Source organism: Streptomyces sp. Tek67B01, assembly GCF_055231995.1.
In genome coordinates this window covers 6612830-6630812 of the sequence record NZ_JBUYUY010000001.1, presented here as the reverse complement: position 1 = coordinate 6630812, position 17983 = coordinate 6612830, and the positions used below count along the sequence as shown (strand labels likewise).

19 protein-coding genes are annotated in these 17983 nt (G+C 72.2%); 11 read left to right on the top strand and 8 right to left on the bottom strand.

The features are described 5' to 3' along the window. Positions 1 to 114: 114 nt before the first annotated feature. From ACV7NM_RS30130 to ACV7NM_RS30120, 3 genes are all read left to right on the top strand, one after another. On the top strand, positions 115 to 843 hold the full coding sequence (locus tag ACV7NM_RS30130) for a hypothetical protein (RefSeq protein WP_463413264.1): 729 nt from the start codon (positions 115 to 117) through the stop codon (positions 841 to 843). Between the two features lie 29 nt (positions 844 to 872). Next, positions 873 to 1595, top strand: coding sequence for a VOC family protein (locus ACV7NM_RS30125; protein WP_463413263.1), 723 nt, complete (start codon positions 873 to 875; stop codon positions 1593 to 1595). 344 nt (positions 1596 to 1939) lie between these two features. Further along, entirely contained in the window at positions 1940 to 2296 is a 357-nt protein-coding gene (locus tag ACV7NM_RS30120; protein WP_463413262.1) for a transglycosylase family protein, read from the top strand. Between the two features lie 84 nt (positions 2297 to 2380). Here the strand turns inward: ACV7NM_RS30120 and ACV7NM_RS30115 are convergent, their stop codons facing one another. Further along, positions 2381 to 4009 carry a putative glycoside hydrolase gene (locus ACV7NM_RS30115; RefSeq protein ID WP_463413261.1) on the bottom strand — a complete coding sequence of 543 codons (1629 nt, stop codon included), beginning with the start codon at positions 4007 to 4009 and terminating at the stop codon, positions 2381 to 2383. Between the two features lie 211 nt (positions 4010 to 4220). Between ACV7NM_RS30115 and ACV7NM_RS30110 the strand changes: the two genes are divergently transcribed. After that, positions 4221 to 5231 carry a polysaccharide deacetylase family protein gene (locus ACV7NM_RS30110; protein ID WP_463413260.1) on the top strand — a complete coding sequence of 337 codons (1011 nt, stop codon included), beginning with the start codon at positions 4221 to 4223 and terminating at the stop codon, positions 5229 to 5231. Positions 5232 to 5282: 51 nt separating this feature from the next. Here ACV7NM_RS30110 and ACV7NM_RS30105 read toward each other — a convergent pair whose 3' ends face one another. Continuing rightward, positions 5283 to 6011, bottom strand: a complete 729-nt coding sequence (locus ACV7NM_RS30105) for a hypothetical protein (protein WP_463413259.1) — start codon at positions 6009 to 6011, stop codon at positions 5283 to 5285. 567 nt (positions 6012 to 6578) lie between these two features. On the opposite strand from ACV7NM_RS30105, the gene ACV7NM_RS30100 reads away from it, so the two are divergent. Both ACV7NM_RS30100 and ACV7NM_RS30095 read left to right on the top strand, forming a co-directional pair. After that, on the top strand, positions 6579 to 7001 hold the full coding sequence (locus ACV7NM_RS30100; RefSeq protein WP_463413258.1) for a ribosomal maturation YjgA family protein: 423 nt from the start codon (positions 6579 to 6581) through the stop codon (positions 6999 to 7001). Positions 7002 to 7195: 194 nt separating this feature from the next. After that, entirely contained in the window at positions 7196 to 7981 is a 786-nt protein-coding gene (locus ACV7NM_RS30095) for a polysaccharide deacetylase family protein (protein ID WP_463413257.1), read from the top strand. A 51-nt stretch (positions 7982 to 8032) separates the two neighbouring features. Here the strand turns inward: ACV7NM_RS30095 and ACV7NM_RS30090 are convergent, their stop codons facing one another. Further along, the gene (locus ACV7NM_RS30090; RefSeq protein ID WP_463413256.1) at positions 8033 to 8368 is read right to left on the bottom strand and encodes a YnfA family protein; all 336 of its coding nucleotides are present in this window, start codon (positions 8366 to 8368) and stop codon (positions 8033 to 8035) included. A gap of 300 nt (positions 8369 to 8668) precedes the next feature. Between ACV7NM_RS30090 and ACV7NM_RS30085 the strand changes: the two genes are divergently transcribed. Further along, the gene (locus ACV7NM_RS30085) at positions 8669 to 8995 is read left to right on the top strand and encodes a transposase (RefSeq protein ID WP_463413255.1); all 327 of its coding nucleotides are present in this window, start codon (positions 8669 to 8671) and stop codon (positions 8993 to 8995) included. A 157-nt stretch (positions 8996 to 9152) separates the two neighbouring features. After that, the gene (locus tag ACV7NM_RS30080) at positions 9153 to 10028 is read left to right on the top strand and encodes a calcium-binding protein (RefSeq protein ID WP_463413254.1); all 876 of its coding nucleotides are present in this window, start codon (positions 9153 to 9155) and stop codon (positions 10026 to 10028) included. 57 nt (positions 10029 to 10085) lie between these two features. On the opposite strand, the gene ACV7NM_RS30075 is transcribed toward ACV7NM_RS30080, so the two are convergent. Then, positions 10086 to 10724, bottom strand: a complete 639-nt coding sequence (locus ACV7NM_RS30075; protein ID WP_463413253.1) for a TetR/AcrR family transcriptional regulator — start codon at positions 10722 to 10724, stop codon at positions 10086 to 10088. Between the two features lie 62 nt (positions 10725 to 10786). On the opposite strand from ACV7NM_RS30075, the gene ACV7NM_RS30070 reads away from it, so the two are divergent. After that, positions 10787 to 12391, top strand: a complete 1605-nt coding sequence (locus ACV7NM_RS30070; protein ID WP_463413252.1) for an FAD-binding oxidoreductase — start codon at positions 10787 to 10789, stop codon at positions 12389 to 12391. Between the two features lie 134 nt (positions 12392 to 12525). On the opposite strand, the gene ACV7NM_RS30065 is transcribed toward ACV7NM_RS30070, so the two are convergent. The 4 genes from ACV7NM_RS30065 to ACV7NM_RS30050 all read right to left on the bottom strand — a co-directional run bounded on the left by ACV7NM_RS30065 (position 12526) and on the right by ACV7NM_RS30050 (position 15482). Beyond that, positions 12526 to 12837: a hypothetical protein gene (locus ACV7NM_RS30065; RefSeq protein WP_463413251.1), complete on the bottom strand. Its 312-nt coding sequence runs from the start codon at positions 12835 to 12837 to the stop codon at positions 12526 to 12528. Between the two features lie 140 nt (positions 12838 to 12977). After that, on the bottom strand, positions 12978 to 13235 hold the full coding sequence (locus ACV7NM_RS30060) for a DUF3253 domain-containing protein (RefSeq protein WP_463414116.1): 258 nt from the start codon (positions 13233 to 13235) through the stop codon (positions 12978 to 12980). A gap of 87 nt (positions 13236 to 13322) precedes the next feature. Beyond that, positions 13323 to 14603, bottom strand: a complete 1281-nt coding sequence (locus tag ACV7NM_RS30055) for a geranylgeranyl reductase family protein (protein ID WP_463414115.1) — start codon at positions 14601 to 14603, stop codon at positions 13323 to 13325. A gap of 282 nt (positions 14604 to 14885) precedes the next feature. Further along, complete coding sequence (locus tag ACV7NM_RS30050; protein WP_463413250.1) at positions 14886 to 15482, bottom strand: hypothetical protein; 597 nt, start codon at positions 15480 to 15482, stop codon at positions 14886 to 14888. A 519-nt stretch (positions 15483 to 16001) separates the two neighbouring features. Between ACV7NM_RS30050 and ACV7NM_RS30045 the strand changes: the two genes are divergently transcribed. Beyond that, on the top strand, positions 16002 to 16994 hold the full coding sequence (locus tag ACV7NM_RS30045) for a GlxA family transcriptional regulator (protein ID WP_463413249.1): 993 nt from the start codon (positions 16002 to 16004) through the stop codon (positions 16992 to 16994). A gap of 170 nt (positions 16995 to 17164) precedes the next feature. Then, positions 17165 to 17884 (top strand): MBL fold metallo-hydrolase, encoded by a 720-nt coding sequence (locus ACV7NM_RS30040; protein WP_463413248.1) that lies wholly within the window; start codon positions 17165 to 17167, stop codon positions 17882 to 17884. Positions 17885 to 17983: the final 99 nt, after the last annotated feature.

Below are 17983 nucleotides of genomic sequence, written 5' to 3'. Positions count from 1 at the left end.
CCGGGCCGGCCTCGGTCACGACGATGCCGGGCGCGAGGAAGGTTGCCGACTGCCGGGTCACCCAACGCTGTTACCAGGCGGTGAGGCTCCTTCCGGTCGGGGTACCGTCCTGCCATGTCCCAATCAGATGAGACCGGCTCCTCCTCGTCCCCCGTCACCGCGGAGGATCTCGACCTTGCCGTTCAGTTGACCCTGGCGGTCCTCCGCGAGGCACCCCCGGCCGCGTGGGCCGCGAAGGCGGGTTCGCTGGAATGGGACTGCTGGGAGACCGTCGAGCACCTGAGCGACGACCTTTTCGCGTACGCCGCGCAACTGGGGCCCAAATCACCGCCCTTGGACGGCGAGGTGCCCTTCGTGTGGGAGAGCCGGCGGCCCGGCGGCCCCGCGAACGCCATTCACGCGGACCGAAAGGCGGGGTCAGTCGGCCTGTTGCAGGTGCTGGAGGCCGGCGGCGCGCTGCTGGTGGCCATGGCGCGCACCACACCCCCTCAGGTTCGCGCCTACCACGCCTTCGGCATCTCCGACGCCGAGGGCTTCGCCGCGATGGGGATCGTTGAGACCCTGGTGCACACCCACGACCTGACCCAAGGACTCGGTCTCACCTGGAACCCGCCCGCCGATCTGTGCTCACGGGTGCTCGCCCGGCTGTTTCCGAACGCCCCGGCCGGCACGGAGCCGTGGCTCACGCTGCTGTGGGCCACCGGACGCGCCGAACTGGACGGACTCCCCCGCCTGACCACGTGGCGCTGGGACGGCACGCCCCGCGCCGGAAAGTCGGATGCGGGTGCCCTGCCGCCGCCCCTAGGCTGCGCCCGCAGCGGGGAGAGCGAGGCTCCCGCGTAGCCCGTCAGTGGATCGGAGATGCCCGGAGTATGACCAGTCAACTGTTCGCGATCTGCTTCAACGCCACCCGGCCGTCGGACCTGGCGCGGTTCTGGTCAGGGCTCCTCGGTTGGGAGTCGGTCGACGGTCCGGACGAGGACGTTGCCATCCTGCCCCCGGTTTCCACCGGGTTCCGCATCCGCTTCCTGCCGAGCCATGAGCCGAAGAACGGGCAGAACCGGGCGCACTTCGACCTGACGAGCACCTCGCCGGAGGGCCAACGGCAGACCGTGGCCAGGGCGTTGGAGCTCGGTGGGAAACACATCGACGTGGGCCAACTGCCGGAAGAGGGACACGTGGTGCTCGCCGATCCGGACGGCAACGAGTTCTGCGTGATCGCGGCGGGCAACGAGTTCCTCGCCGACACGGGCTTCATCGGAGCGCTGGCCTGTGATGGTACGCAGGAGGTCGGTTACTTCTGGAGCGAGACGCTGCGGTGGCCGTTGGTCTGGGACCAGGACCAGGAGACGGCGGTCCAAGCACCGAGCGGTGGCACGAAGATCACTTGGGGTGGTCCGCCGGTGGCGCCCAAGGCGGGCGCGAACAGGCTGCACTTCGAGCTGACGGTCGCCGCCGACGTCGACCGGGAGGCGGAGGTCGACCGCTTGATCGCGCTGGGTGCGACCCGCACCGACATGCACCAGGGCGACGGCGCCCGGCTGCTGATGCTCGACCCCGACGGCAACGAGTTCTCCCTGCGCGGGCCCCAATAGGGACAAAGACCGGTCCCGTTCCGGCTCGCGAAACTTCGGGTACGCGGAAACAGGAAGCCGGCGCGGTAAGAGGGCCGGCAGACGGCGTAAAAGTTCCCCCTCCGCGAGCGCCGCGTGCCGCTCGAAGCCGCGCCGGAGACCACCTCACCGTTCCCCTCGGCCTCGAACCAGAGGCCTTCCCTCCCGGCCGGTGGCGGCGCCGTCCGGGTGGCGTCCCCCGTTCGCCCGCCTGAGACGAGCCGGAATCGACGCGCGGGCGTGTTGTGCTGCCGCCAAGGCCTGACGGCCGTAAGCGGGGCCGGCCGGGTTCGTGGGGCTGGTCCACCCGACGTGCAGGAGGACTGATGTCTCATTTCCAAGCCGGCCGGCGAACCGGAAGCACCTTCTTGGCCCTGCTCTGCGCCGTGCTCGCGTTCTGGGCCTCACCGGCCCATGCGAACACCCGCACGGCCGCCCACATCTCCAAACCCGGTGTCGACTGGGACGCGATCGCCCGGTGTGAATCGGGTGGCAACTGGCGGGCCAACACGGGCAACGGGCACTACGGCGGTCTGCAGTTCACCCGATCCAGCTGGAAGGCCGCGGGTGGCCACCGGTTCGCCACCCGCGCCGACCTGGCCACGAAGAAAGAGCAGATCATGACGGCCGAGAGGCTCGCTTCCATGCAGGGCATGGGGGCTTGGAGTTGCGCCCGCCGGTAGGAATCACAGTGCTGTGGGAGGCGGGGCCGGACGCCCCGCCTCCCACCTGGCCGACTGCCGCTCAGACGCGTACGGGCCGCCCCGTCAGTGCGAGGCGATCTGCTGGAGCGCGGCGCCCTGGTAGCGGGCACCGGCGTTCCACAGGATGAAGGAGTTCATCTTGTTGTCCGCCGCGGCCTTGATCTGTTCGGCCACCTCGGCCGGCCCGTAGGTGCTGCCCAGCGAGAAGTCCTGGAGCCACGGGACGATTTCGGTCTGCGTGCCCTTCGCCTGGCGGGCGAAGTCGGCGAGCGAGCGCTGCACGATCGCGTACGGGGCGGTGTCGGGCTGCGCGACGCCGTACTCACCCGGTCCCCAGTGGGACGGGTAGACCATCGGTGCGATGTAGTCGGTGACCTTGACCAGGGCCCCGATGTCCTGGGCGATCTCGGTGGGCCGGGTGGCGGCGATGCCGAAGACCGAGACTCCGAGGTACTTGGCCTGGGGACGCAGGGCGATGCGGGTGTCCGCGACGAACGAGGTGATGGACTGCTCGGGCGTGGCGGTACCGATGCCCGGGAACCGCATGTGCGTCAGCGGACCATCCGGGCGGCGCACGTAGTCGTAGAGGATGTCGTCGAAGCCGAGCCGCGCCGCTTCGACGGCCAGGTCCTGGTTGTACTTGCGGACGACGGGGTTGGCGAAGTTGGTGAACGACAGGGCGCCGTAGTGGCCGCCCTCGTAGGGCTGTCCGCCCGGCGTCAGCACGAGCTGGTCGGACTTGCCGGACTTCCAGGAGGCCGCGGCGAGCTTGGGGTCGCGGAAGGCCACGATCCGGCCGATCACCTGGGCTCCGGCGGCGTGGATCTCGGCGATCGCCTTGTGGGCGTCGTAGTAGCCCTTGGCCGCGCCGATCTGGCGGGCCAGCGGCACCTGGGACGCGTATCCGACTTCGCCGTCCTCGTCCTTGACGTCCAGCTCGACCGCGTTGAGCTTGCCGCTGCGGACCAACGCGAGGATGTTGCCGCGCAGCGTGTCGTCGCCCCAGCCGATGGCGGTGATGTGCGCGGCACGGATCATCGGGCGACGGCCGCGGGCCGACACGCTCTTGGTGGTGGTGTTCCCGGCGTGGTCGGTCGCGGTGACCGTGACGAGGGGTGTGCCCTTGGGCACCGTGACCTTGAACGCCCCGGCCTTGTCGACGAGGACCTTCTTGCCGTTGACGCTCACCTCGGCGTCGGTGGAGGCGTTGCCGGTGATGGTGACGGGGGCGGCGACGTTCTTGATCTGGGGGTCGGCCACCTTCAGCTCGGGGGCGGTGGCGTCCACGCTGAAGCCGACGACCTTGCGGTACGAGGCGAAGGGGAGGCTGCTGTCGCCCGTCACCACCAGCGTGTGGCGGCCTTCCTTGAGGTGCGGGAAGGCCAGTTTGAGGCGGGCGCCCTCAGCCGTGACGGGGAGCGCGGCGCCGTCCAGGGTGGCGCGCAGCCGGCCCCTGCCGCCGGCCTCGTCGGCGGCGAGGAAGGCACTGACCTGGGCGGCTTTGCGCCCGTCGAGGACGGCGCCGTCGCCCAGGCCCTGGATGGCCGGGCCCGGGGCGAGGAAGGTCCAGGCTCCGACGCCGGCTCCGGCCAGTGCGAGCGCCCCGGTCGTGGCTATCAGGGCGCCCTTGCGGGCCGGGCGGCGGAGACGCAGGGATGGGACTGAGTTCGATATGCCTTTGCGGGACATCATGACGTCCTTCGTGCCGGGGGCCGGAGTGGGCCGGATGCTGCCTCCATTCATTGCCGCGCGACGCGCCGGTCGTCTCGTTATGACCGTATTTCACACGAAAGGCGGCATTCGGTCCCGGCGTGGCGGCTACGCCATGCAGGGGACAGTGCGGTATGCGGCCCCCCGTCGCAGGTAGGTATGGCTGCACACAATCGCCGTGGAGGGGCTTCTCATGCGCCACCCGATCGTTCCGCTGGGCGCCCTGGCCGGCGCCGTCCTGCTCGCCTCCGGCTGTTCCACGGGGTCCTCACCGGCCTCCGGGGAACGCCATGCCGCCGCCCCGCGCGCGGCCGTCTCCCCCGTCGTCGCCAAGGCTCCGGCGGAGGTCGGCGCCAATGAACTCGGCCAGGTGCCGGTGCTGATGTACCACCAGCTCACCGAGAAGCCGGCGAGCGTCTACGACCGCACTCCGGCCGATTTCCGGGCCGAGCTGGAGCGTCTCGCCCGGGAGAACTACGTACCGGTGACGGCCCGGGACTTCCAGACGGGCCGCATCGACATCCCGGCCGGCATGCACCCGGTGGTCCTCACGTTCGACGACTCGACCAACAGTCAGGTGCGCCTGAACCCGGACGGAACCCCGGCACCGGACACCGCCGTCGCCATCTTGGCGGAGACGGCGAAGAAGTATCCGGCGTTCAAGCCCGTGGCGACCTTCTTCGTCAACGCGGACGCATTCTCGGCCACGGGTTCCGCCAAGGCCCTGTCCTGGCTGAAGGCGCACGGGCACGAGGTCGCCAACCACACCGATCGTCACGAGAACCTGCGCTCCCTGGATCAGGCGGGCGCCACACGGGCGATTTCCGCCGGGCAGCAGGCGATCGAGAAGGCCCTGCCCGGAACGCCGGTCACGTCGCTCGCCCTGCCCTTCGGCGCCATGCCCCAACCCGCGGAGCTCGCCACGCGGGGGACGGGGTACCGCTACGACGGGGTGTACCTGGTGGGCGCCAACCCCTCGGTCTCGCCCTTCGCCAAGGCGTTCGCACCCGGCGCTATCCCCAGGATCCGCTCGGCGGGAGCCAAGGACGAGGACGCCGAGTTCGGTTCGTCGCGCTGGCTGGACAAGCTCGCCGCCGGGAAGAACCGCTACGTATCCGACGGAGACCCGAACACCGTCGCCTTCCCGAGCGCCTCGCGCAACGAGCTGTCGCCGGCCTTCGCCAAGCTGGCCCGGCCCTACTGACGCGTGCCGCGGGGCGGTTCGCGCGCGGGCCCGGGAGGGTGGAGGAGCGCGTCAACGCCCCAACGCGTTACGGATCGACAGCCCGTGATGACGGCGCAGGCGGCGCAACTCCCACCAGGACAGCGCCGTGACCGTGACGGGGGCGCCCAGGATGAAGACCGCCCGGGCCACCGGCGGGACCTGGGGGTAAGCCCCCGTGATCACGTCCAGCAGCGCCATTTCCCACACCAGCACACCGGCGAGGACCGGGGGCACCACCTCGTGGATGTCCGCGGTGCGGAAGACGTGCACGAGCGACAGGCCGATGCCGTACAGGGCGAAGCAGATCGACCACAGGAACAGCACCCAGATGGCGATCTTCCCCGGCAGACCGACGGCGTCCCGCAGTCCCGCCGACTCCGGTGCCATCGCCAGTGCGGAGGTCCCCATGGACGCCATGATGGCCACCACCGCACCGAACGGGCGCGCGGCCCGTCGCAGGTAGACGCGCCGCAACCCGACCCGCGCGGCGGCGATGAAACCTCCGACGACCACGGGGAAGGTACACACCAGCGCCAGGACGCCGGACCAACTCTGGTCGAGGCGTTCGTCCGCCACCGCCTTGACGTCGTGGGCGCTGACGACGGCCCTGTAGGTGACCATCAGACCCACCCAGGCGAGGAGCCCCAACGCGGTCCGCCACAGTTGGAGCTTGCGGACCTCCGCATCCTCCACGATCCCGGGCCGCGAGGGCCGAAACGCCCGCTGGGCGGCGTACAACGGATTGAGGATGCCGCGCACGATCTTCCGACCCCGTGAGGGCTCGACCGGCGGCGGGGGAACCGGCGGGTAGGGCGCCCCGTACGGATACCCCTGCGGGGGAACCGGCGGCCCGTACGGGTAGCCCGACGGAGGAACCGGCGGCCCGTACGGATTCCCCTGCGCAGGGACCGGCCGCGCGTACGGGTACCCCGGCGGCGGGACCGGGGAGCCGTGGCCTGCGTATCCCCCTGGAGGCCCGCCACCCGCGCCATCGACCGGGCCCCCGTACCCGCCCCCGCCGTAACCGCTCATACCGCGCACCCCCGCTGTGCCGCCCTGCCGAAACCCACGCATCGTATCGGCCACGCCCCCGCCTGACAGGCGCCGGACAGGGCGACGAACCGTCAAGAACCCCCGCCCGCCCACGGGTGGAGCCGCCCGCCGTCCTCGGTGGGGCTGAACCGCCCTCCGGGCAGTCGGCCTTACGTTCGGGTCGCGCGGAAGGCGGCGGTCACCGGAGACGACCGCCGGGAAGTGGACGGACCAGCTCCGGTCGTACGCGGTCTCCCCGCCGTTCCCCCTGTGACGCTCCGGCAGGATCGGGACGTGCACCTTGACCCCGGAACCCGTGTCCCAGCCGTCCGAGCCGACCTCCTACGAATCCGCCTGGCGGCAGCGGCCGCCGCGGCGGCGACCGTCGGCTCGGGTCTGGGGCTGCGGGCCGCGACTGCGGGCAGCGTGGCCAAGTACGGCGGCGACGCGCTGTACACCGCCCTGCTCCTGGCCATCGTCGTCTTGATCGCGCCCCGGGTGACGCCCCTGCGGGCCGCCGGGACCGCGCTGGCGGTCAGCTGGACCGTCGAATTCCTCCAGCTCGGTCCGGTGCCGTCGGCGCTCGCGGCGCGTAGCACGGTCGCCCGCCTGGTCCTCGGCTCAACCTTCAACGCGCCCGACCTGTTCTGGTACGCGGTCGGCGCCGCCGCGGGCTGGGGAATCCACACCGCGGTGGGCGCGCGCCGCCGGCCGTGACGCATCTCACCCGCGACCGCCTGCCGTGGCCCTCCGCCGGGAACCGGCGGGCTCCCCGCCCGTGCGGGGGGCGGTGCCGGGCCGTCGAACCGGCCGTTCCTCGGGCCGAAGGAGGAGAAATCGGCGGAAAGGGATGACCTAGCCTGGATCGAAAGCCACGCGAGACCGGGGGCCGAGCCCGAAGAAAGGCGTCCATGGGCACCACCAGCAGTTCCGCACGTCGTCGGCGGGCGGGTTCCGCCGTGGCGGCGACCGTCCTCGGCCTCCTGACGGCGGCCGTCGCACCGGCCGTCGCCGCCACGGACGGCTCCGCCGGCCGACACCCGGCCACGCATCACGCGGAATCGGCCCGTACCGCCCCCACCCGGGTTCCGTTGGGGATCTCCCGACTGGCCCAGGGCCCCGGCCACGCGGTCGCCATCACCATCGACGACGGCCCCGACCCCCGCTGGACCCCGCAGGTGCTCCAGGTGCTGCGGGAGAACCACGTCAAGGCCACCTTCTGCATGATCGGGACCCGGGCACAGAAGTACCCGGAGCTGGTGCGCGCGGTCGCCGCGGACGGGCACCAGCTGTGCGACCACTCCGTCGACCACGACGTGACGATGGACCACAAGCCCGTGGCCTACCAGCAGCAGCAGATACTCGACGGCAAGGCCATGATCGAGAACGCCGCGCCGGGCGTCGCCGTCAACTACTACCGGGCGCCGGGCGGTGCCTTCACCCCCGACAGCCGGGCGATCGCCGCCGCGAGCGGGATGCGTCCCCTCGGCTGGAGCGTGGACCCCAAGGACTGGAGCCGTCCGGGCCTGCCGGCCATCGTCGCCGCCGTGGAGGGCAAACTGCCGCAGCAGCCGACCGTCCTCTTCCACGACGGGGGCGGCGACCGCAGCGAGACCGTCGCGGCGCTGAAGGAGTACCTGCCGTGGCTCGCCGCGCGGGGCTACACCTTCGCGTTCCCGACCCGCAGCACCCCGTAGGGCCACCGCAGGCGCCGTCCGGGCCGCCGGGGGCGGGGCGGCCGGGCGAGGTCAGTTCCCTCTGGGCGCGTACATGATCACGGCCATGCCCACGAGACAGACCAGGGCGCCGATGATGTCGTAGCGGTCGGGGCGGTAGCCGTCGGCGATCACGCCCCAGGCGATGGACCCGGCGACGAATACGCCACCGTACGCGGCGAGGATGCGGCCGAAGTTCGCGTCGGACTGGAAGGTGGCCACCACCCCGTACAGGCCCAGCGCGATGACGCCGGCGCCGACCCACGCCCAACCCTTGTGTTCGCGGACGCCCTGCCAGACCAACCAGGCGCCGCCGATCTCGAACAACGCGGCGACTAGGAACAGGGCGACGGAACGAGCGACAGTCATACCCGCTGACCCTACTGGCAGCCATACCGGGCCCCACCTGCGGACTTCAACACCAGATCAGCGCGGCCCGGACGGACGGTGGCGGTGGCCGTGGCGGTGGCGGTGGCGGAACTCAACGGCCGTCGCCGCCGACGGCTGCGCCGGGCCGGTACGCGTCCGCGACGCGCCGTGGACGGCGTCTGCCGGCTGACGCCCGCGCCACTCGGGGTGTCACCCAGCCCGGACCTGATCCCGTTCGGACCCAGCGTCATCGACGGCCCCGGGAACGTACCCGGATGATGGAAGCGTCGTTGCACCTGTGTGAAAGAAACCACGGACCTCGACGACAGCGAATGGGAAGCCGTCCGCGGCCTGCTCCCGCGGTGCGGACCCTCCGGGCCGAACTACCGGATCGTGATCAACGGCATGCTGTGGCAGCAGGCCACCGGCCGCCGCTGGCACGACCTGCCCACCCGCTACGGGCCCTGGCACCGATGCGCCGAACGGCTGCGCCTGTGGAATCTCGACGGCACATGGCAGAACATCCTCACCACTCTCGCCGCCGCCCGCCCGACCCCCCACGAAGCCGAGAACACCCCTACGTCCGGGGAGACGGTCGACGACTGGAACACCCCCTGGCTCACCTGAGTCCGGGGAGGTACGGCTCGCTTCCCCGCAAGTCCTGTTGGGCCATAGGTGGGCAAGGCATACCCACATCCTGGCCGGTCATTGCACATGGGGGATTCGCGCCCTATGTTCCCACGGAATCCAAGGCTGCCGCTTGCCTTACGACCGGAGGTCCTCCATGCCTGGCCGAAAACTCACTTTGCTGGCGGCAGCCGCGCTGCTCTCCCTCGGCCTCCCCACAGCTGCCGCCGACACCCCCGCGACCACCTGCTTCGGCCGCGTGGCGACCATCACCGGAGCAGGCACGATCAACGGGACCGAGGGCGACGACGTCATCGTCGGCTCTGCCGGCGCCGACATCATCAACGGGCGGGGCGGGAACGACCTGATCTGCGGACTCGCGGGGACCGACACACTCGCGGGCGGGTTGGGTGACGACCAGATCGAAGGCGGCGAAGGCGGAGACCTCATCCGCGGCGACCTGATCACCACAGGGACTCCCGCCGACGGCGGAGGCGACGACATCCTCTTCGGCGGCCCGGGTGACGACCGCATGGGCGGCGACAGCATGGCCTTCGGCGGCAGCGCGTCGGGGGGCGGGAACGACATCCTCTTCGGCGAGGAGGGCAACGACGCCATGATCGGCGACAGCCGCGGCGGCATCGACGCCTCGGGCGGCGGCGCGGACGTCCTCGACGGGGGGCCCGGGAACGACAGCATCACCGGTGATTCCTCCGCCGAGGGCACGGCCACCGGCCACGGCAGGGACGTCCTCCTGGGCGGCCCGGGCATCGACAGCCTCATCGGGGACAGCAACTCCGGGCACGTCGCGCACGGCAAGGGAGACGGCACCCACAAGGAACGCCCCGCCCGCCCCGCCCCCTCCACACCCACCCCCGGTTCGATGACCTCTCGTCAGCAGACCGCGCCGGCGCCCGAGGCGGATGGCGGCGACGACGTCCTCGACGGCGGTGACGACACGCCGGACACCTGCGACGGCACGGCGGGAATCGACGTCGCCGTCCGGTGCGAGACCACGACGAACGTTCCGTAGGGCGCTCAGCCGCCCGCGGGGGGTCGTGCGGGACGGCGGGGAGCGGCCTGACCGCCCTCAAGGCCTTGAAAGGTCGCCGTCGGAAGTCAGCGTGGCCGCCGCCGCGGAGAGGCGGGCGCAGCGTCGCGTCATGGCGGCCGGGGTCTGTTCCGGGTGCTTGACCCACCAGCGGACGAGGGTGGCGACCAGGTCCCGCCAGACGTACTTGAGGGCGTCGGCGTCCAGCGGATCGGTGGATCCGGCCGCGCGCAGCAGTTCGGCGGTACCGCCGGCTGCGAGCCGATCGATGGCCGACCAGTACTCGGCGGCCCTGCGCGCGGCCTCCCCGCCGGGCGGCAGCGAGGTGTCGTAGAGCACGAACCACGCCTCCCGCTGCCCCTCCAGGGCGGTGAAGATGGCGTCCAGTACGCGCAGCGGCGTGTGCGGCGCGGTCCCGTCCGGGCCCATCGCCGTACGGATCGCGTCCAGGAGCCGGTTGCCGACGGGGACCAGGCAGGCGACGTACAAGTCCTCCTTGGTCCCCATGTACTGGTGCAGCAGCGTCTTGGTGACGCCCACGTGCGCGGCGATCGCGGGGAGCGACGCGGCGGCGTAGCCGCGGGTGCCGAACTCCCGCGTGGCCGCGTCCAGCATCTGCTGCCGGCGGTGGTGCCGCGGGACTCCCTTGGTGCCGGCTTTGGAAGGAGGGGTTGCCATGGAGGGATATTATCAGTAGGTAATTTACCGGTAGGTAAATTACTCTGACCGCTGGAGCGCCCATGGCCGGCACCACCTCACAGCCGATGTTCCGCACCCGCTCCTGGTGGGGCTGGGGCTGGACGGAGGAACAACCCGACGACGCGGAGTGCACCGCGATGGGCGCCCTGTTGCCCGGCACCCTCGCCCGCCCGCTCCCCGTGCCCCGAGTCGCCGACCTGGGCATCGGCAGCCCCGCGGCCGTGCCCCCGAGGAGCCTCGCCCACCTGGTCTGCGCCGACCCCACGGACCGCGCCGCCCACGCCATGGGAAAGGCCTACCGCGACGTCGTCCGCGCCCTGCGGGGGCGGCCCGGCCGCGTCCCCGATCTCGTCGCCCGCCCGACGGACGAGCGGGGCGTGGCCGACCTGTTGGAGTGGGCCGGCGAACGGCAGGTCGCCGTCGTGCCGTACGGCGGGGGTTCGTCGGTCAGCGGGGGCGTGGAGTACCGCGGCGACGCGCACCGGGCGGTGATGTCCCTCGACCTGACCGCCATGGGCGGCGTCCTGGAGGTCGACACCGAGGGCCGGGCCGCACGCATCCAGGCCGGCACCCTCGGACCGAGCCTGGAGGACCAGCTGCGACCCCACGGCCTCACCCTCAGGCATTTCCCGCAGAGCTTCGAATTCTCCACGCTGGGCGGCTGGTTGGCCACCCGCGCCGGCGGCCACTACGCCACCGGCCGCACGCACATCGACGACTTCGTGCAATCGCTGCGCGTGGTCACCCCGGCCGGCACGAGCGACTCCTGGCGACTGCCCGCCTCGGGCGCGGGCCCCTCACCCGACCGCCTCTTCCTGGGCTCCGAAGGGGCCCTCGGCGTCATCACCGAAGCCTGGGTGCGGCTCCAGGAACGCCCGCGCCACAAGGCGTCCGCGGCGGTGGCCTTCGCCGACTTCGACGCAGCGCTCCGGGCGGTGCGCGCCTTGGCGCAGTCCGACCTCTCCCCCGCCAACTGCCGCCTGCTGGACGCCGGTGAGGCCGCGCTCGCCGGCGCGGCGCACGACGGCTGCGCCGTGCTGGTCCTGGGGTTCGAGTCGGCCGACGAGCCGGTGACCTCCCGGCTCACGCGGGCCGTCGACTTGGCCCGCTCGTACGGCGGCCGCCATGACGGTACGGCCACCACGGCCGAGGGGCGCGGCGGTGACGCGGCTGTGGGCGCCTGGCGCTCGGCCTTCCTGCGGATGCCCTACCTCCGCGACGGTCTGGCCAGGATGGGCGCCGTGGCGGAGACCTTCGAGACGGCGGCCACATGGGACCGCGTCCCCGGCCTGATAGACGCCGTACGCACCGAGGTCGGCGAGGCGGCGCGCAAGGCGACCGGACACCCGGCGATCGTCAACTGCCGCCTGACACACGTGTATCCGGATGGCGCGGCGCCCTACTTCACCGTCCTCGCCGCCGGCCGGCCCGGTGACGAGGTCGCCCTCTGGGACGATCTCAAGGCCGTCGCGGGCGAGGTCCTGCACCGCCACCGGGCCACCATCACCCACCACCACGCCGTCGGCCGGGACCACCGCCCCGGCTACGACCGCCAGCGCCCGGAACCCTTCGCCCTCGCCCTGCGGGCCGCCAAGCGGGCCCTCGACCCGCGGGGCATTCTCAACCCGGGCGTACTCGTGGACTGACCCAACCAGGTGGGCTGACCGAACCGGGTGGGCTGATTGAGCCGGTGGCCGGACCGAGCCGTCGCAGGTCCGACGGCGGGTCTGACGGCAGGTTCGACGGCGGGTCCGTAAGAAGTCGGATCGGCCGGGGAAGATCAGGCGTCGAGCGCGGCCAGCCCCGCCTCCCAGCGGGAGCGCCGTTCCGCGGAGCTCTGCTCCCACCACGGGGTGCCGCGCTCGCCGAGGGCCACCTTCGCCGCCTGCACCCGCGCCCGGGCGTCGCGCTCCGCCCGGGGGTCGTCGGCGCGATGGGCGGCGGCGATGGCGCGCCGGGCCGCCATGAGATGGACGCGCAGCCGTGCGGCGGCCTCAGCCGGGATCTCGGGGTCGCCGGCTCGCCACCGGCGGCCGTCGATGACGACGTGGTGCCCGTCGGGGGTGGTGGTCGGCCTCGCTTTCGCAGTCACGGCCGGCGGCTGCCCACACCCGGGCGTGGCTAATCCTCGGCCCGCGCACACGGCCGGGCCGGCCCGGGGAGCGGAAGCGGGTCGCGCCGGGCCGGAGGGGCGGAGCCGCTCACATAGGGGCCGGGGCGCCTACCGGCGTGTCAGCGGGCGCGGCGAATCCGGATGCGGATCGGGCCGCGGGCCTTCGTCGGCTCCACGGGGCGGCCACCCTGGGTGATCTCGACCTCGCCGGATTCCACCAGCCGCCGGGCCGCACGTCGGGCCGGTTCCATGAGTGCGCGCCAGCCGTCATCGTCCCCTCCGTACACCGCTCGCGCGGCATCGGAGGGACAGATCGTCGCGGTCGGCGCACGCCGAGCCAGCAGCTCCAGGATGACGCTCTCCAAGCGTCGGTCCATGTGCCGTTCGCTGTCCGTCACCCAGCCAGTGTCGCACCGCTGACGCCAGGTACCGGGACCCTCACAGTGCGGCCCGCCTCGGCGGTCTCATCGTCGTACGGATGGCACGAGGCGCAACAGTGTGTGGAGGACGGCGTCAACGCTGTCGTGGGCCGGTTCGTCGGTGACGTGGGTGAGGAGACGGGCCAAGTAGCGCAACAGCGGGGGCGAGGCCATGACGCGCGGGTGCAGAAGCGGTCGGTAGCCGTACCGGGCGAAGAGGAGATCGCCGGCGAGGTTGCCCAGCCTGTAGTAGCGCCCCCAGCGACGGTGGATTTCGGCCGGGTACTGCCGCAGCGCGTGCTCGCGCCGCGGGCCCGCCGGTCTGGCCAGGGCCAGGGCGATGGTTTCGGCGGCCACTTCCGCGGCTTCCATCGCTTGGGCGATGCCCTCGCCGCTCCACGGGCTGACCATGCCCGCACTGTCCCCGACCAAGAGCAGCCCCCGGTGGTATTGGGGGCGCCGGTTCAGTCCCATCGGCAAGGGGGCGCTGCGCAGGGGCGAGTCGGCGTTTTCCTCCCGCACCCCCCATTCCTCGGGCAGGCGGGTCAGCCAGTGTTCCAGGGCCGCCCGCAACTCCACCGGACGCCGCCGCCGCTGCGGCAGGGCGCCGAGGCCGACGTTGACGCGCCCGTCCCCGAGGGGGAACACCCAGCCGTATCCGGGCAGGTCCAGCCCGGTGCGCGGACAACGCAGGTCGGCCCACAGTTCCAGGTACGGGTCGTTGGTGCGGGAAGGGCTGCGGTAGTAGCGGCGGGCCGCTGCCGCGACCGGTCGGCTCGTGTCACGTGCGAGTCCAAGGGCCAGCGCGGTCCGCGCGGAGGCGCCGTCGGCCGCCACGACGAGCGGCGCCCGGTAGCGCACCGGCTCCCGGCCCGGGCCGCGAGACGCGGTCACTCCTGTGATGTACCCCGCCCGGTCGGTCAGGGGGGCCGTGACCTTCACGTGCGTGCGCAGGCGCGCTCCGGCGGCGCCGGCGTGCGCGGCGAGCAGGTCGTCGAAGTCGTGTCGGCTCCGTGTGAGCCCGAAGTCGGGAAGGCTGCCCAGACGCGGCCAGTCCAGGTCCACCTGATGGCCCTCACAGACCCACCGCATTCCGCGGTTGCGCATCCAGCCCGGTGCGTCGATGTCGACTCCCATCCGCACCAGCTGGGCCACACCTCTCGGCGTCAGTCCGTCGCCGCACACCTTCTCCCTGGGGAAGCCGCTCTTCTCCAGCAGAAGCACGTCCACCCCCGCGCGCGCCAAGTGGACGGCGGCGGCCGAACCGGCCGGTCCGGCGCCCACCACGATGACTTGCGCCTCTTCATCACCTGCGCCGTCCGGCACGGCAGAGCTGCTGCCCGCGTGGGGGCGGTCGTCGGGCGCGTCATCACGTTCAGCGGTCACGCCATCACTATGCCGTCTCCGGAGCGGGCCGGTCCGTGAGACGGGGCCGAAGGAGCCGACGTAGGCGGCAATGTCCGCCACCGTGCCCCTGCCAAGACCGAGACCAACACCGAGAGCAACACCGACACCGACACCGACACCGGGACCGGGACCGGGGCCGGGACCGGGGCCGAGTCCGGGGCCGGGGCCGGGGCCGGGGCTGAGGCCGTCGCAGACCGGAGGTCAGTGTGAGAGGTGCCAGTCGGGGACGCTGGGCATGTGCGGCGCGAGGGTACGGGCGCGCTGCCACATGCCCTGGAGCTGCTCGGCGGGGCGCTGCTGTTCGCCGTGCAAGGCGTTGAGGATCACCAGGCCGCCGGTCAGGGCGGGTACCGCCCACTGCAGGCATGCCAGGTGCCGCTGCGCCTTGTCCGTGTCGATGGGGTGCTTGGCCGCCTTTTCGGCGTCCTGCGGGTTGGCGGACCCGGCCAGTTCGATCTTTTTGCCCAGGACGCGGCTGTAGGCGGTCGCCGCGAGGGCCGCGCCGGTCAGGACGGTCTTGGCGAGCGTGGAGGCGGCGACCCCCTGCTGGGCGGCGACGCGCGGCGCGTTCGCGGCGAGCAGACCGCCCGAACCGAACAGGTGCGCGGCGATCGCGGCGGCGTTGACCGGCGTCCACTTCGCCCAGCCGGCACTCGCGATCCTCGCCGAACCGGCCCATGTGCCGCCCTCATCGCGGGCGGCACCGTTCAGGCCGACCGCGCCCATCAGGGATCCCCCGAACCATGCGGCCAGACCCGCATCGTGGAGGCTACGCAACATCGTGTGACGATCGGACATGACCGGCTCCCTTGCCCAGGCGGAAGAAGCACCGGCGAACGACCGGCGCCCTGGCCACCGTCGGTCACCGGCCGGTGGACCGCCACCGGTCTGGTACGAACGGAGCAGACAACGGCAACCTTCCACCGGTGGCGCGGTGCGGTCATCGGGCCCCCCGCGAGCCGAGTCTCGCCCCCGCCCGGCGGGCGGAATGCCACCACGGGGAACCCGGCCCGACGCGTAACGGGGGGCCGCCGGGACGGCCATCAGCGCTGCTCCGGCCGAGCGCAAGTCCGCTGCACCCTCTGGGACCGGCCGAGCCGCACACCTGCGCCCGCACTGTCAACGGGCGCGATCGCGGACCCACCGGACAACGGCGCCGGCGCGACCCGGCAGGTCAGCGGCTCCATCGGAGTGACTCCGGGTTCACCGCCCGGTCGACCCGACGCTCACGGGGAGCCCGCGCCATACCCGCTCGATGGCTGGATCTGCGACAAGCTCGTCATTGCGGACACGGCGACGCGGGGCGAGGATCGACGCATGCCCGCCCCCCAGCGCGTCGTCATCGTCGCCTTCCCCGGCGTGGAACTCCTGGACGTCACAGGACCCGCCGAGGTCTTCTCGGTCGCCTCCCGGGTCGCCGATGACGAACACCCCCGCTACACCGTCGAGATCGCGACGGCGGACGGCGGCTCCGTGGCCACTTCCAGCGGTGTCCGGCTCCTCGCCGACCTGCGGCTGGACGAGATCACGGGCCGGGTGGACACCCTGCTGGTGTCCGGTGCGGTCACCCACGCGAAGGATGGTGGAACCCGGGCCGTCATCGATCCCGTCATCACGGACTGGCTGCGCACGGCGGTGCCCCGGGCGGGCCGCACCGGATCGGTGTGCGCAGGCGCCCATCTCCTGGCCGCGGCCGGCTTGCTGGACGGTCGATCCGCCACGACGCACTGGCTCACGACCGCACAACTGGCCGCCGCCCACCCCGAGATCGAAGTGGAACCCGATTCGATCTTCGTCCGATCCGGTTCGCTGTGGACCAGCGCCGGCATCACCTCGGGGATGGACATGGCGCTGGCCATGGTCGCCGAGGACCACGGCCGCGCCCTCGCGCTCGCCACCGCCCGCATGATGGTGATGTACGTCAATCGATCGGGCGGACAGAGCCAGTTCAGCGTTCCGCTCTCCGTCCAGGAGTCCGCCCCCGGCGCCACCTGCGACCGGATCGGCGAGTTGCGCCGATGGATCACCGAGCACCCGGACGCGGACCTCTCCGCAGAGGCGCTCGCCCGGCGTGCCGGTCTCAGCACACGCCACTTCTCCCGGCTCTTCGCGCAGCGCACCGGTACCACGCCCGGCGCCTACGTCGAGTCCGCCCGGCTGGAGACTGCCCGCCGGCTCCTCGAAGAGAGCGACGCCGCTCTGCCTCAGATCGCCGCCGCGAGCGGGCTCGGCTCCCCGCACACCCTCCACCGGGTCTTCCAGCGCCACATGGGAACCACTCCGGCGGCATACCGCCGCCGCTTCCGCTGAGGCGACCCGCCTTCCTCTCCCTCTCTCGCCCCTCCCTCGCCCCTACCTCGCTCCTCCCTCCTCTTCTTTCCTGCTCCCCACCGACCGGGTGGGGACACCCAGGCACGCCCACGTCCCGCTTCTGTACACGAAAGGCCCCCGTGTCCCACACGAAGATCATTCCGATACCGGTGCTCGGAAAGCACGCCGTCAACGCCTATCTGCTGCTCGGCCGGCGCCCCGTACTCATCGACGCCGGAACACCAGGCAGCGGGCGTTTGATACACGACCGGATCGCCGCCCACGGCGTGGACCCCTCCGACTTGGCCCTGATCGTCATCACCCACGGACACATCGACCACTTCGGCTCGGCGGCAGAGCTGCGTCGCCTCACCGGCGCGCCGGTCGCCGGCCACGTCGCCGATCTCGAACCCTTCCGTACCGGCAAACCGCGCATGCCCTACCTGCCCACCGGTCCCATGGGCCGTCTGATGAACCGGAACAGGAAGCTGCACGTCTCCGCCGATCCGTTCGAGCCCGAGATCCTGATCAGCGGTGACACGGACCTGGCCGACTTCGGGCTCGCGGCGCGCATCATGCCCACCCCCGGTCACACAGCGGGTTCCGTCTCCGTCCTCACCGACGAGGGGGACCTCGTCGCGGGCGACCTCGTGGCCAACTCCTTCATGGGCCTCATCCCCGGCAAACCCGCCAACCCGCCGTTCCACGACGACCCCCTGGACAACCTGGTGAGCCTGCGCGCCATGCTCGCCCTGAACCCCACGAAACTCCACGTCGGCCACGGCGTCCCGCTCGACCCCGAGCGCGTCCGCCGCTGGGCGGAGCGGGAGCAGCGGCGCCTGTCCGGCCGGGCGGCCCATGGCCGCCTCCGGAGCCGTACCACGACCTGACAAGGCCGTTCCCGCTCGGCCGCGGCGTCCACGAACCGACGAGGCGATTCTCACCGGAAGGACCGCCGGGGGCCACGCCGTGTCCGCGTGGAAGGCCCA